This window comes from Nitrospirae bacterium CG2_30_53_67, from assembly GCA_001873285.1.
GTDB lineage: Bacteria > CG2-30-53-67 > CG2-30-53-67 > CG2-30-53-67 > CG2-30-53-67 > CG2-30-53-67.
In genome coordinates this window covers 1-3520 of record MNYV01000032.1, presented here as the reverse complement: position 1 = coordinate 3520, position 3520 = coordinate 1, and the positions used below count along the sequence as shown (strand labels likewise).

General features: G+C 52.6%; 2 protein-coding genes and 2 pseudogenes. All 4 read right to left on the bottom strand.

Translation table 11 applies throughout. The features are described 5' to 3' along the window. Positions 1–1579, bottom strand: a pseudogene (locus tag AUK29_01765) (hypothetical protein). Positions 1580–1637: 58 nt separating this feature from the next. Next, positions 1638–2327 (bottom strand): hypothetical protein, encoded by a 690-nt coding sequence (locus tag AUK29_01760; protein ID OIP65949.1) that lies wholly within the window; start codon positions 2325–2327, stop codon positions 1638–1640. A gap of 159 nt (positions 2328–2486) precedes the next feature. Further along, the gene (locus AUK29_01755; GenBank protein ID OIP65948.1) at positions 2487–3131 is read right to left on the bottom strand and encodes an MBL fold metallo-hydrolase; all 645 of its coding nucleotides are present in this window, start codon (positions 3129–3131) and stop codon (positions 2487–2489) included. A gap of 49 nt (positions 3132–3180) precedes the next feature. Then, a pseudogene (locus AUK29_01750) lies at positions 3181–3520 on the bottom strand (hypothetical protein).

The window sequence follows — 3520 nt, the reverse complement described above, 5'->3', positions numbered from 1 at the left end:
AGTCCATGTCCCTGAGGGCCCGGTTGGCCTCTTCCAGTTCCTGATTCTTCAGGTCGAGTTCCCAGGTTCTTTCTCCGACCTTCCGTTCCAGGTCGGAACTCAGCCTGCGGAGTTCTTCGGTATTGGCTATCCTTGCCTCTTCCAGTTTTTTTAACTCAGTGATGTCCTTTACCGTCTCGATGACCTGGATGACCTCACCCGATTCGTTGAACAAGGGATAGGTATTGATCTCCACATGAATGGTCTCTCCCTTGATGTTTCTGCCGGTAGAGTTATTTTGTGCAGGCCGGCCTGTGGAAAAGGTTTTGACTGCCGGGCAGTCGGCACAGGGCGAGGGGCATCCGTGGAAACGTTCAAAACAATGGGAGCCGGTCAGATCCTCTTCTTTGTGCCCCGACAGGGCCCTGATGGCCCTGTTTGCGGAAAAAATTCTCAACTCCGGAGAGAGGACCACGATCCCCACGCCCACGCCGTTGAAGATGGTCTCCAAAAACTCCTTGTTTTGCTTGATGTCGCTGTACAGGGAGGCGTTTTCAATGGCGATGCTTGCGTAGTTGGAAAAAATATTTAGAAGCTTGAAATCCTGTTCCGAAAAAGCCGGACTTTGTTTCTTGCCGACGGCGGCAATCCCGCCGATGATCTCTCCAGCCTTAAACAGCGGGAGATAGACCGCCGATTTGACCAATCGTTTCAGGGCCCCGCCCGCCACCGTCTTCCCGCCTTTTTCCAGGTCGTTGATGATGAGAGGTTTTTTGTTCTTCAACACCCAGCCGCAGGGGCCGATCTCCATGGGGAGTTCCCCTCCGATGATCTGTTCGGCGTCTATGCCGTACGCAGCAGGGTACGTGTAGGATCTTGCGTCCGGAGAGATCATCATGACAAAGACGGTTTCCGCTCCAACCAGATGGGCGGCCTTTTCCGTGATCAAATTCAGGACATGTGTCCGGTCGAGCTCCTGGACCAGCAGGGCGCCGAGACGTTCCGTTTCCCTGAGTTCTGCGGAATGTTCATGGACTTTTTTATCAAGGTTATCATAGAGGTCCATGATCTCCTGAAACAGACCTTCGGATAGGGTGATGTCACGAAGAATGTACTGGAACTCTTCGACCTCCTGAGCCTGGTTCAAGACCGGCGTGATCAGGACTTCCATGATCCTGCGGTTCGGAGCAGGGATCTCAACCTTCTGGCTGACGCATTTTTTGCGGGGGTTCCAGGCCTCCCCCGGAGGGTAGAGTATCCCCAATCTGATCAGCGTATCCCGGACTTCCTGAAGATCCGATTCTCCCCGGCCATGCAGGTTCAGCATGTGGAGGATGATGGGACTGATCTCCAGGATTTCACCCCGGGAAGTCGTTCGGATAAATCCTTCTCCGATGAGGTCAATGGGTTCGGCCCCTTTGCCGTATGAATGAAGACGGGGGAGAATGTATTCATTCAGGGCTTTGATCATGAGTGAAGGGGTCACCGAATAGGGATCGGCGCCGACGGACTTCAGTCCCTGAGTGACAATGGATTTGGCGAAAAGAGGAACCTGGGCCGCCAATTTTGACGTGATGCTGTCGAATATCTCTCTGCCCATGGGATATCACTTATGAACTTTTTATGAGTTCATCAATCATGAAGCTGGGAACGGGTCATTAAAAATCGTTCGGTTTCAGGAATAGTTCGGGATGCGCTTTTTTATACTCCCGGATATAGCCTTGCAGGCGTTTCGGGTGTCCCATGATGAAACGGCAGCAGCCATCCCCGTGAGCCCTGCAAAGAATCTCCTGTGCCGTGAGTTCGACGCCGAAGCTCTGCTCACACCATCCCGAGGAGTATCCGGCGTTCATGAAACAGACCGGGATGTCGGTTTTAATCACGGGATGACTTTCTCCGGGAGGGGTGTTCTTTTTGATCCAGGAATCGGCCTCAAAGGAGTTGGGATGGTCATAGATCAGGTAGTAGTTTTCATCGGGGCTCGGCCTGCTTTCCGGAAAGATATCCACAAGCGCCCATCCCGTGTAAGCGAAGTGGATCGGTCCGAATGAGAGTTTGGCCAACGGTTCGGTGACGCCCATTCTCCGGTGGAAGTCCATGGCATCGGCCTTGCCTATGGCATGGGCCATATCAAAAAGGATGCTGGCTGCGGCCTCTGCCGCTTCGATCTCGTTCAGACCGGGGTACATCCCCTTGATGTATTCGAAGAATTCCACGGACATGGAGGAGGCCCGGACCAGGATATATCTTTCGCCGCCGATGTTTAGGACGCCCTGGCCTGTATCATGGTTGAACCCCTTGAAGTAGTCCTGCACGAATTTTTCAGCCTTTTCGAAAAGGGGCTCCATTTCTTTCGGTACGCGAACACTTTTAAGTGTCATCTGCAGCCCTCCGGAAATTAAGGAGAAGTGAAAGGGTTCGGATGGTATTCTTAAACCGTTTCTTTAAGACTATTATGTTAATATTATATAAACAAACAGCTTAAAAGTCAAAGCAAAATAGGGTCTTTATCCAATTTCACGACTCCCCGGACTCAAGAGAAAGGGGTTGGTCCGTTTCTCTTTTCCGATGGTGGAACCCGGCCCATGCCCGGGATAAATCTTAAGGTGATCCCCAAGGGGAAGGATCATTTCCTGAATCGAGACCATGATCTGACGAAAGGAGCTTCCGGGAAGATCAGTCCTCCCGATGGATCCGGCAAAGAGGGTATCCCCGGTGAAAAGGAGATCCTCCATAAGCAGGCAGATCCCTCCCCCGGAGTGGCCCGGGGTTGCGATGACTTGGAGGCAGATGCCTCCCAGTTCGATCCGGTCCCGGTGATTGAGAAACCGGTCTGCCGGGGGAGAATCGTCTGCGGTGAGACCGAAGGATCTGGCCTGTTCACCGGCGATAGTGAGGAGCGGGGCATCCTTTTCATGGATCAGGATATCGGCGCCTGTGGCCTCTTTGAGTTTCCGATTGGCGCCTACGTGGTCGAAATGTCCATGCGTGTTGAGGATATATTTCAGAGATAGGTTGTTTTCATGAATCCGCTCCAATATGCGCTCCCCATCGTCCCCTGGGTCTATGACCAGCGCATCCCGGCCCGGTGCGTAGGCCATGAGATAACAGTTGACCTCAAGTGGGCCGACAATGAGGGTTTCCAGTATCATGACAGGGGCCTTTCAACTCTTTTATGATGCCGATTGATGAATTGAACCTTTACTGAGAATGTTCTGCGGTTTCAGTCTGAACAGGGGAGAGTACCTCGTTCATGCTCCCGCTTCTGAATCCTTCGAGATCCAGTGTGACATAGACAAAACCGGCCTCTTTGAACCTTTTAACGAGGGCGGCAAGAATGTCTTCTTTCAGAAGACGATGAAAGGCATCACTTGCGACCTCGATCCGGGCAATCTCCCCGTGATAACGGACCCGATAGGGATCGAAACCCATGGAACGAAGCAGCTCTTCACACCGAGCCACCTGCCGGACCCTCTCTTCCGTGATTTCGGTCCCGTAGGGGAAACGGGATGAAAGACAGGCCATGGATCCCTTATTATGC

Coding starts and splice junctions, on each gene's coding strand:
- AUK29_01760 (OIP65949.1), bottom strand. CDS start 2,327: ATGGAGCCCCTTTTCGAAAAGGCTGAAAAATTCGTGCAGGACTACTTC.
- AUK29_01755 (OIP65948.1), bottom strand. CDS start 3,131: ATGATACTGGAAACCCTCATTGTCGGCCCACTTGAGGTCAACTGTTAT.